Origin of the sequence: Glycomyces artemisiae, assembly GCF_003002955.1 — a bacterium.
Taxonomy (GTDB): domain Bacteria; phylum Actinomycetota; class Actinomycetes; order Mycobacteriales; family Micromonosporaceae; genus Glycomyces; species Glycomyces artemisiae.
In genome coordinates this window covers 17,343-35,107 of the sequence record NZ_PVTJ01000016.1, presented here as the reverse complement: position 1 = coordinate 35,107, position 17,765 = coordinate 17,343, and the positions used below count along the sequence as shown (strand labels likewise).

Sequence of the window (17,765 nt, the reverse complement as noted above, 5' to 3'; positions counted from 1 at the left end):
TGCTAGTCCTCGATGTCGCCGTAGATCAAGCCGCGGCCGTTGGTGGCGATGTAGACGCGCCCGTAGACGTCGGGGTCGCCGGTGACGGCCTTCCCGGTCCAAGCCCACTGGTGGGCGTCGTCGTTGATGCGGACCCAGTTGCGACCCTCGTCGGTCGAGCGCCAGATGCCGCGGGTGCTCCCGGCCTTCGCCGACGCGAAGATCGTCGGGTACCCGTGCCTGGTGCGCGCCTTGCCGAATCCGACCGCGTCGGCCTCGGCGAAGTCCCGCACGCGGGTCCAGCGCTTCCCGCCGTCGGTGCTGCGCCACATCCCGTACGTCTTGCCGGTCTCGCCGCCCGCGAGCCACAGCTGCGCCCGCTTGCCGGGCACGGCCCGGAAATCGACCGGACCGCTGGCGGGCAGTCCGGCGGCCCCGGTGGCCGCGAACACGAGCCCGCCGTTGACGGACGCGTAGAAGGCCCCGGATGCGAACGCGTAGAACCGGTTCGCGTCGACCCGGTCCGCCCGCACGAGCGCCCCCGCGGGGAGCCCTTCGACCGGCGTCCACGTCTGGCCCAGGTCGGTGCTGAACACCGGCGCGGTCGCGCCGTCCCCGGGGGACCAGACGATCACCGCCCCGTCCGCGCCGACGGCGACCGTGCCGCCGTTGCCGCCGCCCGCGACGCCGTCGAGCCGAGTCGTCGTCAGCCAGGTCGCACCGCCGTCGACGGAGACCCCGACATGCCCGTCGACGTCGCCCTCCACATCGCCCGAACCGACCACCACGTCGCGGTTCAGGGCGGCGAAGTCGACGCTGCGCCCCGACGTCCAACTGGGACGCCGGATCTGGACCCCGGCCTCGCCCAGGTCCGTCTGCACGAACCCGCCGAGGTCGCCCGTCGCGGAGACGAGGGTCCCGCCGAGCGCCGCGATGTCCTGCACCGCGGTCTCCTCCAGGCCCTCGGCCCGCACGGCCACGGTGAACGGCTCGACCGGCAGCGCGATCTGGTGCCCTGCTTCGGAATCCCAGCCCACGAGCGCGCCCTGCGCGTCCCACTGCGTCAGCGACTCGGTGCCCCAGATCGTGGCGCCGGTGCCCCACATGATCCGGTCCGAGTCGTGCGGGTCGATGGCGAGCGCGTCGATCATCCAGCCGTGCTTGACCGCGTACGCGGGCCCGTCGTCGGCTTTCCCGAAGCTCAACCAGGCGCTCCCGGTGCTGTCCATGTCGAACCGGTCGGTGCGCGCGGGCGGCCACGACCAGTTCGCGTCCCACACGTAGTCCCAGCTCGTCTCCCACGTCGCACCGGAGTCCGTTGAGCGGTAGAGGATCTCGTCGGGCCACCAGTTGTTCTGGGTCGCCACCATGAGCGTGCCCGGCGCCTGCCGGTCGACGGTGAGTCCGCCGAAGCCGGGGATCGTGCCGATCGGGTTGTACCCGGGCGTCACGTCGGTCCACTCGCCCGTCGCGAGCGACAGGCGCTGCACCGACCCGCCGCGGCCCGCCGACGGCGCGCCGTTGTAGGGCCCGGGATCCCAGCCGGTCACCACGAACAGGTGGCCGTTCTCGTGGTCGACCGCGGCCTGCTTCGGGATGGTCCGGTTCCCGTCGGCCCGGCCCAGCGCGGCGGCCGCGCCGTCGACGGCCCGCCAGGTCGCGCCCCGGTCCGCGGAGGCGTACAGCGGGTCGTCGGGGTCGGCGACGCCGACGAAGATCCGGTCCCCGGCGGTGTCGAAGTCGATCCAGATGACGCCCTGGTTGTCGTCGGAGTAGTCGCTGGAGGGGTCCTGCACGAAGTTCCCGGCGTTCGGGAACGCCTCGACCTTCGCCCACGTGCGTCCGAAGTCGACGGACCGCCACAGCCCGTTCCCGTTCGGCGCGCCGAGATAGACGACCTTGTTGTCGGAGGGGTCGACGGCCAGCCGCTCGCCCATCCCGCGGCCGGGCATGTTCCCGCCCTGCTTGAACGGCAGCTCGGCCACGCCCCACGAATCGCCGTAGTCGTCCGAGTAGAGCACCGCGCCGCTGTTGGGGTCCCAGTCGTTCGTGTAGGTCCCGACGGCCGCATAGACCCGCTTGGGCTCCACCGGGTCGGACGCCACCGACACGACCCCGGTGTAGCCCCACAGGTCCCATCCGACCCAGTCGAGCAGCGGCTTCCAGGTCTGCGCGCTCTCCTGCCAGCGGTACAGGCCGCCGATGTCGGTGCGCGCGTAGATGAGTCCGGCCTCGGTCTCGTTGAAGACGATGCCGGGGACGTAGCCGCCGCCGTTCACGACGGCATTGCGCCAGACGTAGCCGTCCTCGCATCGCCCGCCCGTCTTCGCTGCGGCAGTGCCGGGAACGGCCGCAGCGGCCACCGCCGCCGCGCCGAGCGAAGCGGCAAAAGTGCGTCGTCGCACAGGTGCTCCTCAAGGGTCACCGGAACCCCGGGCCCACCAGGCCCATCAGGTCCCGAGGGGTTAGTTGGGAGCCCCAACGTAACAGCCCCGCCTCACCCAGAGCAACACCCCGAACCCCCGCCGCTGTCACACCCCCCAGGCACTCTTGTGCCGGGGGCCCGGCGAACGGGGTCGCTCGGCTCTGCCCCTGCCCTCGAAACGGTCCGGCCATAGACGTGGGAGCGCTCTTCCGTTACTGTGGAACACGGTTGGGACTTGTCCGTACGCTCACCCCTCTAGGAGCCGACACATGGGCGCGAGCCTGCCCACCCTCCTCCGCCGTCCCCCGATCCTCTGGTCCGCGCTGGCCGTCGCCCTCGCGGCCGCCGTCGTCACGGTGCTCCTCGTCGTCCCCGGCGCCGACGACGGGCCCGCCGACGGGAACGGCGACTACCTCGACGCGGGCCTCCCGATCGACGAGCGCGTCGGCGACCTCCTCTCCCGCATGACGATCGAGGAGAAGGTCGGGCAGATGACCCAGGTGACCGTCGGCGCGATCGACCCCTACCCGGCCGACGTCGCCGAGTACGGCATCGGCTCCCTCCTCAACGGCGGCTCCGAAGCCCTCTTCGACACCGCCGAGGAATGGGCCGCGATGATCGACGGCCACCAGGACCAGGCGCTCGACTCCCGCCTGGGCATCCCCCTCATGTACGGCATCGACGCCGTCCACGGCAACACCGCGATCCCCGGCGCCGTCGTCTTCCCGCACAACATCGGCCTCGGCGCCGCCCACGACCCCGACCTCGCCGGGCGCGCCGCCGCGGTCACCGCCGCCGAGACCCGCGCCGCCGGGATCCACTGGACGTTCGCCCCGTGCCTCTGCGTCGCCCGCGACAGCCGCTGGGGCCGCACCTACGAGTCCTACGGCGAGGACCCCGGCCTCGCCTACGAGTACGCCGGACCCGTCGTCACCGGCTACCAGGGCGACGACCTCGCCGCGAACACCAGCGTCCTCGCCACCGCCAAGCACTACGCCGGCGACGGCGGCACCGCCTACGACTCCTCGACCACCGGCGACTACCTCCTCGACCAGGGCGTCACCACCCTCACCGAGGACGAGCTCCGCGCGATCCACCTGGCGCCCTTCGAAGCCGCCGTAGACGCCGGGGTCGGCTCCGTCATGGCCTCGTACTCCTCCACCGACCTCGGCGGCGGCGCCGTCAAAGTCCACGCCGACGAGTACCTCCTCACCGAGGTCCTCAAAGGCGAACTCGGCTTCGACGGGTTCGTCGTCTCCGACTGGCAGGCGATCGACCAGCTCAGCACCGACTACAACGAAGCGGTCCGCACGGCGATCAACGCGGGCGTCGACATGGTCATGGTCCCCGTCGAATACAGAGCCTTCATCGCCGCGCTGCTCGCCGAAGTCGAGTCCGGCGGCGTGAGCGTCGAACGCATCGACGACGCCGTCTCCCGCATCCTCACCCAGAAGTTCGCCCTCGGCCTCTTCGAGCACCCCTACGCCGACACCAGCGGCGCCGCCGCCATCGGCTCCGACGAGCACCGCGACGTCGCACGCGAAGCCGCGGCCGCCTCGCAGACCCTCCTGCGCAACGACGGCGACCTCCTCCCGCTCACCGGACAGGAGTCGATCTACGTCGCCGGGTCCGGCGCCGACTCGATCGGCCGCCAGACCGGCGGCTGGACCGCCTCCTGGCAGGGCTCGCTCGACCCGCCCACCGAAGGCACCACGATCCTCGCAGGCATCCAAGAGGTCGCCCCCGACGCCGCGGTCACCTTCAGCGAGGACGCCTCCGCTCCCGTCGACGGCGCCGACGTCGGCATCGTCGTCGTCGCCGAGGACCCCTACGCGGAAGGCGTCGGCGACGCAGGAGCAGGGGACCACGACATGGCCGTCTCAGAAGCGGACGCCGCCGCCATCGCGACCGTCTGCGGCGCGGTCGACTGCGTCGTCATCGTCGTCTCAGGGCGCCCCATCGAGATTGAACCGCACCTCGACGGCGTCGACGCCGTCGTCGCCGCCTGGCTCCCGGGGAGCGAAGGCGCCGGAGTGGCGGACCCGATCTTCGGCGCGACCCCCTACGACGGGCGCCTCCCCGTGAGCTGGCCGCACCGGACCGATGACGAGCCGCTCAACGTCGGTGATCCAGACTATGACCCCCTCTTCGCGTTCGGCTTCGGACTCCAGACCGCTTGACCTCCGTCCGCGCCGCCGCCCGGCGCATGGCGGCGACACGGTCCCCGGCTTCCGCCGGTCGCGGCAAGTCTGCCCGCGGGGTACGACAATCCCGGTCAGGAGCGGCCGGCGGTCTCCGCGTCGATCCACTCCAGGTACTCGGGGTTCCCGGCCGTGATGGGGAGCATGACGACCTCGGGGACCTCGTAGCCGTGACCGGCCTTGAGGTGGGCCTCCAGCTCGGGGTAGGCGGCGGCGGTGGTCTTCAGGACGACCCGCCACTCCTGCGCGGTGTCCACTTTCCCCTCCCACCAGTAGATGCTGCACAGGGGGCCGAAGACCTGCGCGCAGGCGGCGAGCCTCGCCTCGACGGCGGTGCGCGCCAACGAGGCCGCGGACTCGGCAGAATCGGTGGTCGTGACCACTTGGACGTGCTCGAACTCGGTCATAGCCGCCTCCAAACCGCTTTGCACGAGGGTAGCGTCAGAAGGGGTCCCGCGGGAACCTATTCGTAGGCCGTGCAGGGCACCGAATCGGGCAGGTCGAAGCGGTCGTCGACCTCCGCCTGGAACCCGGTCACCGCGTCCTCGCCGGGGTCGAGCCGCCCGTTCCAGTTCTTCGCCCCGAACCAGCCGCGGCCGAGGTCGTCCATGTTCCAGTAGTGAAAGATGTCCACATCGTCCAGATCCAGGTCGATCTCCCAGGTCTCCAGCCGCTCGTCCCCGACGTTGACCACCTCGACCGACACGCCGATCGACCCCTGCCACTCCTCGTCCAGACTCAGGTACGCGACGCACGCCGCGCCCTCCACCGTCGCCTCTTCCTCCTGCGGCGCTTCGGTATCCCGCGGGGGAGCATCCGAAGTCGACGACTCCGACGGCGACTCGGACACCTGCGCCTCCGACACCGACTCCGACGGCGTCTCCAGAGCCGAGCTCGCCGTCTCCGCGACCGCCGCCGCACTCGAACCGTCCTCGGCCGCCGACGGCCACTCGGTCGTCGGCCCGTCCACCGCGCTCACCGGCTCGCGGTCCGAATCCCCGCCGAACACCCCGAGCTGCCACATGGCGATCAGCGCGACCACGCCCGAGAACGCCCCCAGGATCTGGAGCAGCCGCCCGTGCAGCCTCCCTTGAGGCTCCGGTTCCGACCTGTGCATCCGACCGCCTTCCAATGAGGACGTCCTCGCGGGTCCGCAATAGAGGACGCGCGCCGATCCGCACGGCTCAGCCTACCTGCACACAAGTGCCCGAACGGTCCGCGCTGATTCGCCCCGATACCCGATGAACTGGGATTTCATCCGCACTCGTGATGATTCGTCACCTCTTTCGAGGCGCCTTGCACCCTTCGCGGACCGCGCCGCGACGCCGCGTCCCCGCCGCGGCCTCGTTCCCGGCCAGCCCGCATCCACCGGGCCTACACTGGCCCGATGAGCCGCGCCCGAGAGACCGATCCCGCGCAGGACGCGCCCACCGTCCACCCGCCGAAGGACCACGCCGTCGGCATGCCCGCCGTCCTCAACTCGGTCCGGGTCGTCGGCTCCCAGGCCGGAATCAAACGCGGCCTCCCGCTCCTGCGCAAGGTCAACCAGACCGACGGCTTCGACTGCCCCGGCTGCGCCTGGCCCGAACCCCTCCACCGGCACCCCGCCGAGTTCTGCGAGAACGGCGCCAAAGCCGTCGCCGAAGAAGGCACCCGACTGCGCGTCGGCCCCGACTTCTTCGCCGCCCACCCCGTCGCCGACCTCGCCGACAAGTCCGGGTACTGGCTCGGCCAGCAGGGCCGCCTCACCGAACCCGTCTACCTCGCCGAAGGCGCCACCCACTACACGCCCGTCACCTGGGACGACGCCTTCTCGCTCATCGCCGGTGAACTCACCGCCCTCGACAGCCCCGACGAGGCCGCGTTCTACACCTCCGGGCGCACCAGCAACGAAGCCGCGTTCCTCTACCAGCTCTTCGCCCGCAAACTCGGCACGAACAACCTCCCGGACTGCTCCAACATGTGCCACGAGTCCTCGGGCTCGGCGCTGGCCGAGACCATCGGGATCGGCAAGGGCAGCGTCCTCCTCGACGACCTGTACCAGGCCGACCTCATCATCGTCGCGGGCCAGAACCCCGGCACCAACCACCCGCGGATGCTCACGGCCCTGGAGAAGGCCAAGCGCGCCGGGGCGAGGATCGCCACGGTCAACCCCCTGCCCGAGGCCGGGCTCCAGCGCTTCAAGAACCCGCAGACCGCCCGCGGGCTCGCCGGGCGCGGCACCGACCTCACCGACCTGTTCCTCCAGATCAAGGTCGGCGGCGATCTCGCCCTGTTCAGCCTCCTCAACCGGATGCTCCTGCGCGCCGAGGCCGACGCGCCCGGCGTCATCGACCGCGACTTCATCGACCGGTACACGCACGGCTTCGACGCCTTCGCCGCCCACCACGCGGACGGCGACGACGAGGCCGTCCTCGCCGAGGCGGTCCGCCGCACCGGACTGTCCCCGGTCGAGATCGAGCGCCTGTTCACCATGGTCCTGGCCGCCGACAAGATCGTCGTGTGCTGGGCGATGGGCTTGACCCAGCACCGGCACGCGGTCCCCACGATCCGCGAAATCGTCTCCTTCCTCCTCCTGCGCGGCAACATCGGCCGCCCCGGCGCGGGCGTCTGCCCCGTGCGCGGCCACTCCAACGTCCAAGGCGACCGCACCATGGGCATCTGGGAGCGGATGCCCGACCGCTTCCTCGACGCCCTAGGCACCGAGTTCGGCTTCGCGCCGCTCCGCCACCACGGCCTCGACACGGTCGGCACCATCCGCGCGATGCGCGACGGCCGCGTCAAGGTCTTCTTCGCCATGGGCGGCAACTTCGTGTCCGCCAGCCCGGACACGACCGCCACCGAGGACGCCATGCGCGGCTGCCGCCTCACCGTGCACGTCTCCACGAAGCTCAACCGCTCGCACGTCGTCACCGGCGCCCGCGCGCTGATCCTCCCGGCCCTCGGACGCACCGACGTCGACGCGCCCGGCGGCCGCGAGCAGTTCGTCACGGTCGAGGACTCGATGGGCATCGTCCACTCGTCCCACGGCCGCGTCGCCCCGCTCAGCCCGCACATGCGCAGCGAAGTCGCCATCGTCGCCGGACTCGCCCGCGCCGTCCTCGGCGACGCCGACGACGTGCCCTGGGAGGACTTCGCCGCCGACTACGACCGCATCCGAGCCCGCATCGAACGCGTCGTCCCCGGCTTCGCCGACTACAACGCCCGCGCCCGCGTCCCCGGCGGGTTCGCCCTCCCGCACGCGCCGCGCGACGAACGCGCCTTCCCCACGGCCACCGGCAAAGCGAACTTCACCGTCAACCCGGTGACCTCGCCCGAGGCCGGGCCGGGCCGGCTGCTGCTCCAGACCCTGCGCAGCCACGACCAGTTCAACACCACCATCTACGGGCTCAACGACCGCTACCGCGGCATCCACGACGGCCGCCGCGTCGTGCTCGTCAACCCCGACGACGCCGCCGAACTGGGCCTGGCCGACGGCACCTACTGCGACCTCGTCAGCGAATGGTCCGACGGGGACCGCCGCGCTCCGCACTTCAAGATCGTCCACTACCCGACCGCCCGCGGCTGCGCCGCCGCGTACTACCCCGAGACGAACGTGCTGGTCCCGCTCGACTCAGTGGCCGAGTTCAGCAACACCCCCACTTCCAAATCCATCGTCGTCCGCTTCGAGCCCGACAGCGCCTCCGAAGGCGCCGCCGCGCCCGCCGCCCCCTTACCGGCGTCCTCCTCGCCGTGACCTTCGACCGCGGCCCTTGCGGCCCCGGCCCCCGTCGAGCTATGCAGGCAAGAGAACCACCGAGCACCTGAATCCAAGCTGAAGCCGCCTGAAGGCAATTTAAGGAACCACATGGGCCGCGTGACCGTCCGCCGCAAGACCACCCGCCTCGCCGACGGCGAGCGCACCGGGCGCATCGACACGCTCGTCGTCGAGGAACCCCTCGAACTGCGCGTCGGCGGCGAATCCCTCCAGGTCACCATGCGCACCCCCGGCGACGACTTCGACCTCGCCACCGGCTTCCTCCTCTCCGAAGGCGTCATCACCAAGCCCGCCGACGTCCTGACCATGCGCTACTGCGCGGGCGTCGACGCCGACGGCGAGCAGACCTACAACCTCCTCGATATCGCCCTCGCCCCGGGCGTCGAGCCGCCCGCGCAGTCCGCCAAGCGCAACTTCACCGTCACCTCCGCGTGCGGCGTCTGCGGCAAGGACAGCCTCGAAGACGTCCGCACCAAGGCGGTCTGGGACCTCGCCGAGGACGCCACGGTCGTCGACGCCGACCTCCTCGCCGACCTCCCCGCGCGACTGCGCAAGTCCCAGAAGATCTTCGACAAGACCGGCGGCCTCCACGCCGCCGCCCTCTTCACCGCCGACGGCGAACTCCTCGCCGCCAAAGAGGACGTCGGCCGCCACAACGCCGTCGACAAGGTCATCGGGCAGGCCCTCCAGCAGGACCTGCTTCCCTTGCGCGGCACCGTCCTCGCCGTCTCCGGCCGCGCCTCCTTCGAACTCGTCCAGAAGGCCGTCATGGCCGGCATCCCCGTCCTCGCCGCGGTCTCCGCCCCCTCCTCCCTCGCCGCCGACCTCGCCGACGAGTCCGGCCTCACCCTCGCCGGATTCGTCCGTGGCGGCGCGTTCAACCTCTACACGCATCCCGACCGAGTCAATTGACCCCGGCGTGTCGCCACCCCGAACTACTCATCGGTAACTAATCTCTCCCGCAGGAGAACACCTGAACGGGGGACACCATGTGCAAGCCGCAGAACCGAACCCGAGTCGTGCTGGACGAATCCGAGATCCAGCGCCGCCTGACCCGACCCGAGCGCCCCACAATGGCCGAACGCTACGCCCGAGCCTCCACATCAGATGAACGAGACCGCTTCTACGCCAACGACGCCCGCCGCATCGCACCCGAACCGTCCCGCCGCACCGACCGCCCGCCGTCGACCGTGTGGATCACCAAGCCGATCCTCAAGACCCGCGGCTGGACCGAGGCCGCCATCCGCGAGTTCCTGCCCCGGCCCGAGAAGCACTACTCCAACCCGCACGTGAAGGGCCGCAGCCCGATGCCGCTCTGGAGCGCCCGCACAGTCGGCCGCGTCGAAGCCACCGACGACTGGCAGCTCTGGCTCGCCCAATCCCTCGCCCGCCGCGGCATCACCCTGCGGCACCTCACCGAATCCATCCGCGACAACGGCTTCCGCCACCGATTCGAGTCCGCAAACCGCGCCATTGCCGCTTATCAGGAATCGCGATATCGCATCCGGTAGCGGTTGAAGAGGTGAATTCGGGTGCATGTGACTACAGTTCCGTGCTTCCGAATTCACCTCTATTGTGGTCTCGGAGTGGATTGTCGAAATCGGGTCGGACAGACGCGATCAGGTGCGGTCATACATGCGTTCGATTATTGTCGAATGGTAATCCATTCGCAGGTCAAGATCAACTTCGACCGCGCTTCGGGGAGCGGACCCGGCGGGCGTCCTAGGGCTGACAAACGCTGATCGGGAAGGTACTGTGCCTGTATTCCTCCCACCTTCAATGCGCTATGGAATGGACCTCCCTATGTCCGACCTCGAATTCAGCGTCCCCGAGTTCAACCTGCTGCTCTCGCTCGTGCACCTGAGGGGAAGCGGCACCACTGGCAAGTTCAAGATCGCGTTCGGCTACGACAAGGTGGAGCCCGCCGCGCAGAAATCGCTGACCGACAAGGGCCTGATCTCGATCGACAGGGGCACCAAGCCCTTCACGTACGAGCTCACCGACCCGGGCTGGCTGGCGGTGCGGGAGCTCCTTCCCAAACCCGCTCCGGCCAAGATCAGTCAGAAGACCGCCCGCATCCTCTGGGCCGTGATCCAGGACTTCTCCGCCCACATGGACCGGGCCAAGATTGAACTCGCGGACATCTACCCCGAGCCCGAACCGGTCGCCGAGACCTTGGCCGACAGGATCATCGCCACCTACCGCGAACTGACCGGCGACACCGCCGACTGGGTGCCCCTCCTCGCCCTGCGGGAGCGGCTCGACGACGCCGTCAGGGAGGAGGTCGACAAGGTCCTCGCCGAACTGCACACCCTGCGGGAGATCCAGCTGATCCCCGAGTCGAACCAGAAGACCCTCACCGACGCCGACCGCGCCGCCGCCCTCTGGCTGGGTGGAGAGTCCCGCCACCTCATAGGGATCGAGGTGCGATGAGCGACGCACTGGAGGCACTCCGCAGGGCCCCGAGCGACTTCGCGGTCACGCCGGAGGATATCTGGGACGAGCATTCGCGGCCGCATGTCAAGGGCATCAACCAGACCGCGATGTCCGCAGTGGAGGCGCAGATCGACCTCGCCGAGCGCAGCCGCCGGTCGAGCGTGTACGGCCTGCCGGTGCTCGGCGAAGGCGGTCACGGCAAGAGCCACCTCCTCGGCCAGACCCGCATCAACGTGCAGATGCGCGGCGGCTTCTTCGTCCGGCTCAGCATCCTGCACCTCGACCAGTTCTGGCCGAACCTCGTCGGCAGCTACCGCGAAGCGCTCACCATGCCGCACCGCGCCGCCCGCACCGGCCTCGCCCACCTCCTCGAAACGCTCGCCGCCAAGGCGTCGGTCCCGGACAAGGTGCGGCGCCAGGTCCTGGGCGACCGCCGCCCCGATGCGGAATCTGCGTCGCGGTTCATCGAGGCGGTCCGCGAACTCGACCCGGCCCTCGGCAGCGCCCGGTGGACTCTGAAGGCGCTCGTCTACCTCCACTCCCGCGATGAGTTCGTCTCAAGCGCCGCAGACGAGTTCCTCAACGGCGGCGAAGCGGACGTCTTCCACGAGCTCGGACTCTCCGCGGCGAACCGCACGTCTCCCAAAGGCACCGTGCGGGACCTGTCCCGCCTCATGTCGATCTGCGGCGCGACGGTGGTCGCCGTCGACCAGGTCGACGACATCGTGCGGGCGTCGAGCAACCGCACCGACCAGAAGCGCCGGGTCAGCGCCGGCGCTCTGCTCGACATGCTCGGCGTGAACCTCGTCGACGTGCGCGACGAGACGCGGAGGACCACCGTCCTCGTCGCATGCCTGCGGAACACGTGGCGCGAGTTCGCAAGCCATACGACGGCGACAATCGCGCAGCGGTTCGAGCCCCCGGTGTACCTCGACGGCGCGGTGCCGAGCCCGGAGGTCGCAGCCGACCTCCTCGCCGCGGTCCTCGCCCCCGTATACCGCGAGACGGGCTTCACGCCGCCGTACCCGAGCTACCCGTTCCCGCTCAAGGCGCTGGACCAGGCGATGAACTACAGCCCCCGCCAGCTCCTGCGCACCGCATCGCTCCACATCCACGCCTGCGTCTCCGCCGGAGCGGTCACCGAGCTCGAACGGCTCGACACCGTCGTCCAGCCGGCGACCGAGGACCGGACCCGCGCCGAGACCGAGCCGCTCGCGGACCTCGACGCGAAGTACGAGCAGTACCGCGACGAAGCGGTCCGCGAAGAAGGCGCCAGCCCCGAGGAGGAGTTCAGGAACCTCCGCCCGCTCCTGGTCGCAGGGCTGCGCGCGTACCGGATCGAGGCGAGGAGGGACCGGGACGCCTTCGAGGTGAGTCCCTCGGCCGGGGAGAGCCAGAGCTACCACGTGGAGGTGCGCGACCGCTCCGGCGAGCGCCCGAAGCGGCTGGTGTTCAGGGCCATCGCCACCGACAACGCCACGAGCGTGTTCTACCGGCTCCGCTCGTTCTGCAACTGGGCGAAACTCGGCGAGGACGACCCGATCGAGAGCCACCAGGGCATCCTCTGGGTGACCGCGCCCCGCGACAAGTGGCGCAAGTGGTCCTCCAGCGCCAAGGCCTGGCAGTGGATCGAGAAGGTCCAGCGGGACGGCCTGGAGATCCTCGCCTCTGACGAGGACTACAACGCCTTCGCCGCCCTCGCCCGCATGGAGTCCGAGCGCGTCCCGCATCTCGACGAATGGCTGCGCCTGCGGCGCCCCGCCTCCCGCACCAACCTCATGCAGGCGTTGTTCGGTCGCCCGCCCGAGACGCCCGCGCAGCAGGCCCCGCCGATCCCCGTCCAGCCCACCGGCGAGACCAGACCCGACGTGAAGCGGACCGAGACCGTCGACCACCGCGTCTACATCGACGTCCCGCTCACCAGCGCGACGGCCATCGCCAACGGCGGCAACGCGAAAGGCGGCAGCATCAACGTCGGCGCCCTCGGCGACGGCGCCACGAGCAACGTGGGCGCCATCGGCGAGGAGGGCCGCGGGCAGCTCCGCATCTCCCGCTCGGCCAACGGAACACCGGCCCCCGCGCCGAAGGCCCCGGTGATCGGGCGGTCCCCGGAACTCCGGCCCGTCTACGCCGACCTCTGGGCGATGCCGAAGCACATCGGCGTGTTCGCCGGCTCCGGCTCAGGCAAGACCGTCCTGCTCCGACGGATCATCGAGACCGCTGCGCTGCAAGGGGTCTCCTCGATCGTCCTCGACCCGAACAACGACCTGTCCCGTCTCGGCGACCGCTGGCCCCACGCCCCGAGCAGCTGGCTGGACGGCGACGAGGCCTGGGCCGGGGAGTACGGCCGCACCGTCGAGGTCCTGGTGTGGACGCCGGGGCGCAATCGCGGGCGGCCCTTGAGCTTTCAGCCGCTGCCCGACTTCTCCGCGGTCGTCGCCGACGACGACGAGTTCGAGATCGCGGTCGACACGGCCGTCGCCTCGCTCGTGCCGAGGGCGAGGATCGGGAAGTCGACGCCGAGGGACGACCACGCGCGGGCGGTCCTGCGGCAGGCGCTGGCGGCGTACGCGAGGGACGGGAGCTCCGATTTCGCGGGCTTCCTCGCTTACCTGGAGGAGCTGCCCGAGGGCGCGAGCTCGATCGGGAAGGCCGCCGACATCGCGGCGCAGATCGCCTCGACGCTGCGGGCCGCCGTCGTCAACGACCGGGTGTTCGCGGGCGCGGGGCGGCCGCTGGACCCCGGGGTGCTCCTCACGCCCTCGAAGGGGAAGCGGGCGCGGATCTCCGTGGTGAACTTCATGGGACTGCCCACGGAGGAGCAGCGGCAGGGGTTCGTGAACCAGCTCGAACTCGCGCTGTTCTCCTGGGCGAAGCGGAATCCCGCCGACAACGGGGTGCCGCTCTCGGGGCTGCTGGTGCTCGACGAGGCGCAGACACTGGCTCCTTCGATCGGCTCCACGATCTGCCTCGACTCCACTTTGGCCCTGGTGTCGCAGGCACGGAAGTACGGCCTGGGCATGCTGTTCGCGACCCAGTCCCCGAAGGGCATCCACAACCGGATCGTCGGGAACTGCGCCACCCACTGGTACGGCAGGATCAACGCGCCCTCGCAGATCGCGGCCGCGACCGAGGTCGCGCAGAGCAAGGGCGGGTCGCCGGTGGACCTGGCGCACCTCGCAGCCGGGCAGTTCTACCTCGCCGCGGACGGGTCGCCGACCGAGCGCGTGGACGTGCCGATGTGCCTGTCCCACCACCCGTCCACCGCGCCCACCGCCGAGGAGATCCTGGCGGCGGTCCGCCGGTCCGGCGAGGAGGCGGGCGAATGAACGAGGTCATCCGTGAGCGACTGGCCGCCTTCAGGAGCGACCAGGACCTGCCCGGACTGGACGACGCCCAGCTGTTCGAGGTGTTCGCCGCGTACTGCGTGCTCCACCGGTTCCACGAGGACAAGTTCGAGCCCGAGCTCCACCGGACCGGCGGCGGGAACGACCTGGGCGTGGACGCCTGGGGCATCGTCGTGAACGGGGACCTGTTCCACGACTTCGACGGCGTGAAGCACGCGGTGGAGGCGAGCCGCGAGCTGAACGTGGTCGTGATCGTGGTGCAGGCCAAGACGAGCGGGTCCTACGAGGGCAAGGTGGTGGCCGACCTCGCCGACAACCTGCGGCAGATCTGCGCGCGGCCGCCGATCTCGTACTCGGCGTCGCCGGAGGTGGTCGAGCTGCACGACGCGCTGGGGCTCGTCTACGACAACCAGCACAAGCTGACCGAGCACAGCCCGCGGCTGGAGGTGCGGTACGTCCACTGCGGACAGGAGCCCAACGAGGATCTCCTGGAGAAGTGCCGGTCCGCGGAGGCCTCGCTCGACGAGTTGGGCCGGTTCCAGTCGGTCCGGTTCGCCGCAGTCGGCTGGCGCGAGCTCGACCGGCTGTTCAAGCGCACTCTCCGGAAGGTGAAGGTCCATTTCGACTGGCCGAGCCGGACCGCGATCCCGGTGATGGAGGGCGTCAAGGAGGCGTGGATGGGCACCATCCCGGCCTCGGTCATCGTGGAGAGCCTGCTGGTCGACGAGGGCGGCAGCATCCGGAAGTTCCTGTTCGAGGACAACCTGCGGGAGTTCCTCGGCGCGCAGAACGAGGTCAACGACGGCATCGCGCTGACGCTCGCCGACCCTGCCAAGCGCAGGCGCTTCGCCGTGCTCAACAACGGGATCACGGTCCTCGCCGAGCATTTCGACACCTCCGGCGTCGAGTGCCACATGAGCGACTTCCAGATCGTCAACGGCTGCCAGACCGGGCACGTGCTCTTCGAGAACCGCGACAAGCTGACCGACGACGTGCACGTCAAGCTCATCGTGATCGAGACCGAGAACAGCGAGATCGCGGGCGACATCACGGTCGCCACCAACCGGCAGACCGAGATCGCGCCCGAGGACCTGCGGGCCGACCAGCAGATCCACAAGGACATCGAGGCGTTCTTCCAAACCCGAAAGGACCTGTACTACGAGCGGCGCAGCGGCCAGTACGAGGCGCGCTCTGTCACCATGACGCGGGTCATCAGGCAGAACCAGCTCGTCCAGGCGTACGCGTCAGTGTTCCGCGGGCACGTCCACGAGGCGTCGCGGACCGCGAAACTGCGGCGCGACCCGGCGCTCAGGATCTTCCATCCGGAGACGCACGCCATCGCGTACTACACGGCCGCCGCGACCTGGTACCAGGTCGAATGGCTGTTCCGGAACAACCGGGTCGCGGCCAAGTGGCGGCCCGTCAGGTTCATGCTCATGGCCGCCGTCGTGGCGCGGTTCTCGAACGGCGAGAAGCTGCCTGCGAGCCCGGCGAAGGCGACGCGGTACTGCGAGGCGCTGCTCCAGAAGATATGGGACCGCGACGAGGTCGAGCGGCTGGTCAGCCTGATGGTGGGGCGGCTGGAGCGGATGACGGACGCGGAATCGTCCAAGCAGCGGCTGAGCGACCTCGCGCGGACCAGGGGGTTCACGGAGCGGTTCCTGAAGGAGGCCGCGGGCGTCGAGTAGGCCGGTGCCGACGGGACCGCTCCGGCGGCCGGGCCGGGTTGCTTCGCGCGGATGTTTGCCCTAATATCGATCTACTTGAATGTTTGGGCAGTCGTCCGTACGAGCCCTCCGGTTGCGGGGGTTCGGGTCCTCGACAACCGGGGACGGCTGAGCCCCCTATCTTGAGGAGCTCAACCGATGGAAGTCATACCCAAGGACGGTCGTGCGCGCGTGCGGCTGCGGCGAAAGGCCGCAGCGGTGTTCGCGGCGTGCGGGGTGCTGCTGGCGGCGTCGCTGGCGTTCGTCGCGGCCGGCCCGGCATCGGCCGCCGCGTGCGACTCGGTGCAGTACGCGATCACGTCGCAGTGGGGGACCGGGCACAACGCCTCGGTCTCGATCAAGGCCGGGTCGGACGGGCTGAACGGCTGGAAGGTCGAGTTCGACCTTCCGAGCGGGTCGTCCGTGCAGAACGCGTGGAACGTGGACTTCGCGGTGTCCGGCGCGCACTTCACCGGCGAGGACGTCGGCTGGAACGCGCAGGTCTCGGCGGGCCAGACCCGCGAGGTGTTCGGCATGACCGTCACCGGGACCGGGACGATCCCGACCGGGTTCAAGGTCAACGGGACCGCGTGCGGCGGCACCTCGACGCCCACGCAGACGCCGACCGCCGGCGAGCCGACCGAGACGCCGACCGGGAACCCGCAGCAGCAGAAGCAGACCCGCACGCCGTCGTTCCTCATCGAGGCCGGCGCGGAGACCGACAACTACGTGGAGTCGGCGAACTTCACGGTCCGCTGGGGCGATGCGATCGACGCCGTCGCGTGGGGCCGGCAGCACGGGTACGCGAACTACCCGCAGTGGGTCGCGGACCACATGGAGGAGATCTACGACTACTACGTCGACCAGGTCGACTTCGTGAACCCGGCCGACCACAGTGTCGGGTCGCGGTACCGGATCAACTTGTACCTGTGCGGCACCTGGTCGAACGGCTTCCTGCCGCCCGCGAACTGGGCCGGGCCCGACGACATCGGCGTGGGCCACATGTGCCTGCCGTACGACAAGATCTGGGACGACTGGGTCGAGTCGCACGAGTTCAACCACATCCTCCAGTCCTACGCCGTGGACATCAACATCGCCAACGGGAACGGCGGCGGCTGGGGCGCGGGCAACCCCGTCGCCGGGCCGGTATGGGAGGCCCACGCGAACTACATGGCGCGCATGCAGCGGCCCGAGGTCGTCGTCGGCTCCGGGTACTATGTGGACCGACAGCACTTCCGCTGGCTCGCACAGGAGACCTACTACGGCGACTGGCTGATGTTCGACACGATCGCCGAACTCTACGGCGCCGAAGCCGTCGACCGGCTCTGGTTCGAGGCCGAGCAGGGCGAGCATCCGATCGACACGATCAAGCGCGTCCTGCAACTCGACCAGCAGGAATTCGCAACGCTCATCGGCGAGATGACCTCCAGGCAGGTCGTCTACGACTTCGACCAGGGCGCGGCCATGCGCTCCGACCTGTGGCGCGGCGGCGGCAGCTACCGTCCGCTGCACACCGATCCGCTGACGAGCCTCGGCTCGAACCGCTACCGGATCGGCAACGCCGACGCCCCGCACCAGTACGGCCACAGCATGATCCGGCTCAACCCGACCACGTCCAGCGTCAGCGTCGCACTCACCGGGGCCTCCAGCCTCTCCGGCGCCGACTGGCGCTTCCGCCTCGTGGCCGTCAAGGCCGACTTCTCGGTCCGCTACAGCCCGCTCTACGCACCGGGCCAGACCGCGAACTTCTCGCTCCAGAGCGGGGAGACCCACATGATGCTCGTCGTCGCGGCCACCCCGTCGGTGCACCGCAACTACACGATGTGGCAGACCGGCGTCGGCGACCCGTTCCCTTACGAACTCACCATCACCGGCGCCACTCCCTCCTAATCCGACCATCAGCCTGCGGGGCGG

At 70.1% G+C, this 17,765-nt stretch carries 11 protein-coding genes; 8 read left to right on the top strand and 3 right to left on the bottom strand.

Annotated elements, in window-relative coordinates:
• Positions 1-2 precede the first annotated feature (2 nt).
• Positions 3-2,384: a xyloglucanase gene (locus B0I28_RS26195; RefSeq protein WP_146148254.1), complete on the bottom strand. Its 2,382-nt coding sequence runs from the start codon at positions 2,382-2,384 to the stop codon at positions 3-5.
• Positions 2,385-2,673: 289 nt separating this feature from the next.
• On the opposite strand from B0I28_RS26195, the gene B0I28_RS26190 reads away from it, so the two are divergent.
• The gene (locus B0I28_RS26190; protein ID WP_106366824.1) at positions 2,674-4,584 is read left to right on the top strand and encodes a glycoside hydrolase family 3 protein; all 1,911 of its coding nucleotides are present in this window, start codon (positions 2,674-2,676) and stop codon (positions 4,582-4,584) included.
• A gap of 95 nt (positions 4,585-4,679) precedes the next feature.
• Here the strand turns inward: B0I28_RS26190 and cutA are convergent, their stop codons facing one another.
• Entirely contained in the window at positions 4,680-5,012 is a 333-nt protein-coding gene (gene cutA, locus B0I28_RS26185) for a divalent-cation tolerance protein CutA (RefSeq protein ID WP_106366823.1), read from the bottom strand.
• A gap of 56 nt (positions 5,013-5,068) precedes the next feature.
• The gene (locus B0I28_RS26180) at positions 5,069-5,722 is read right to left on the bottom strand and encodes a cellulose binding domain-containing protein (protein ID WP_106366822.1); all 654 of its coding nucleotides are present in this window, start codon (positions 5,720-5,722) and stop codon (positions 5,069-5,071) included.
• 270 nt (positions 5,723-5,992) lie between these two features.
• On the opposite strand from B0I28_RS26180, the gene B0I28_RS26175 reads away from it, so the two are divergent.
• From B0I28_RS26175 to B0I28_RS26145, 7 genes are all read left to right on the top strand, one after another.
• Positions 5,993-8,341: an FdhF/YdeP family oxidoreductase gene (locus tag B0I28_RS26175; RefSeq protein WP_106366821.1), complete on the top strand. Its 2,349-nt coding sequence runs from the start codon at positions 5,993-5,995 to the stop codon at positions 8,339-8,341.
• A gap of 111 nt (positions 8,342-8,452) precedes the next feature.
• On the top strand, positions 8,453-9,274 hold the full coding sequence (gene fdhD, locus B0I28_RS26170; RefSeq protein ID WP_106366820.1) for a formate dehydrogenase accessory sulfurtransferase FdhD: 822 nt from the start codon (positions 8,453-8,455) through the stop codon (positions 9,272-9,274).
• A gap of 107 nt (positions 9,275-9,381) precedes the next feature.
• Entirely contained in the window at positions 9,382-9,873 is a 492-nt protein-coding gene (locus tag B0I28_RS26165; RefSeq protein WP_106366819.1) for a hypothetical protein, read from the top strand.
• Between the two features lie 292 nt (positions 9,874-10,165).
• Positions 10,166-10,795, top strand: coding sequence for a hypothetical protein (locus tag B0I28_RS26160; RefSeq protein WP_106366818.1), 630 nt, complete (start codon positions 10,166-10,168; stop codon positions 10,793-10,795).
• A complete protein-coding gene (locus B0I28_RS26155) occupies positions 10,792-14,127 on the top strand; it encodes a helicase HerA domain-containing protein (RefSeq protein ID WP_106366817.1) in 3,336 nt (1,111 codons plus the stop codon). The genes B0I28_RS26160 and B0I28_RS26155 overlap by 4 nt, the downstream gene beginning before the upstream one ends.
• Positions 14,124-15,833, top strand: coding sequence for an AIPR family protein (locus B0I28_RS26150; RefSeq protein ID WP_106366816.1), 1,710 nt, complete (start codon positions 14,124-14,126; stop codon positions 15,831-15,833). Before B0I28_RS26155 ends, B0I28_RS26150 begins: the two co-directional genes overlap by 4 nt.
• A gap of 177 nt (positions 15,834-16,010) precedes the next feature.
• Positions 16,011-17,741 carry a DUF6055 domain-containing protein gene (locus B0I28_RS26145; RefSeq protein WP_106366815.1) on the top strand — a complete coding sequence of 577 codons (1,731 nt, stop codon included), beginning with the start codon at positions 16,011-16,013 and terminating at the stop codon, positions 17,739-17,741.
• Positions 17,742-17,765: the final 24 nt, after the last annotated feature.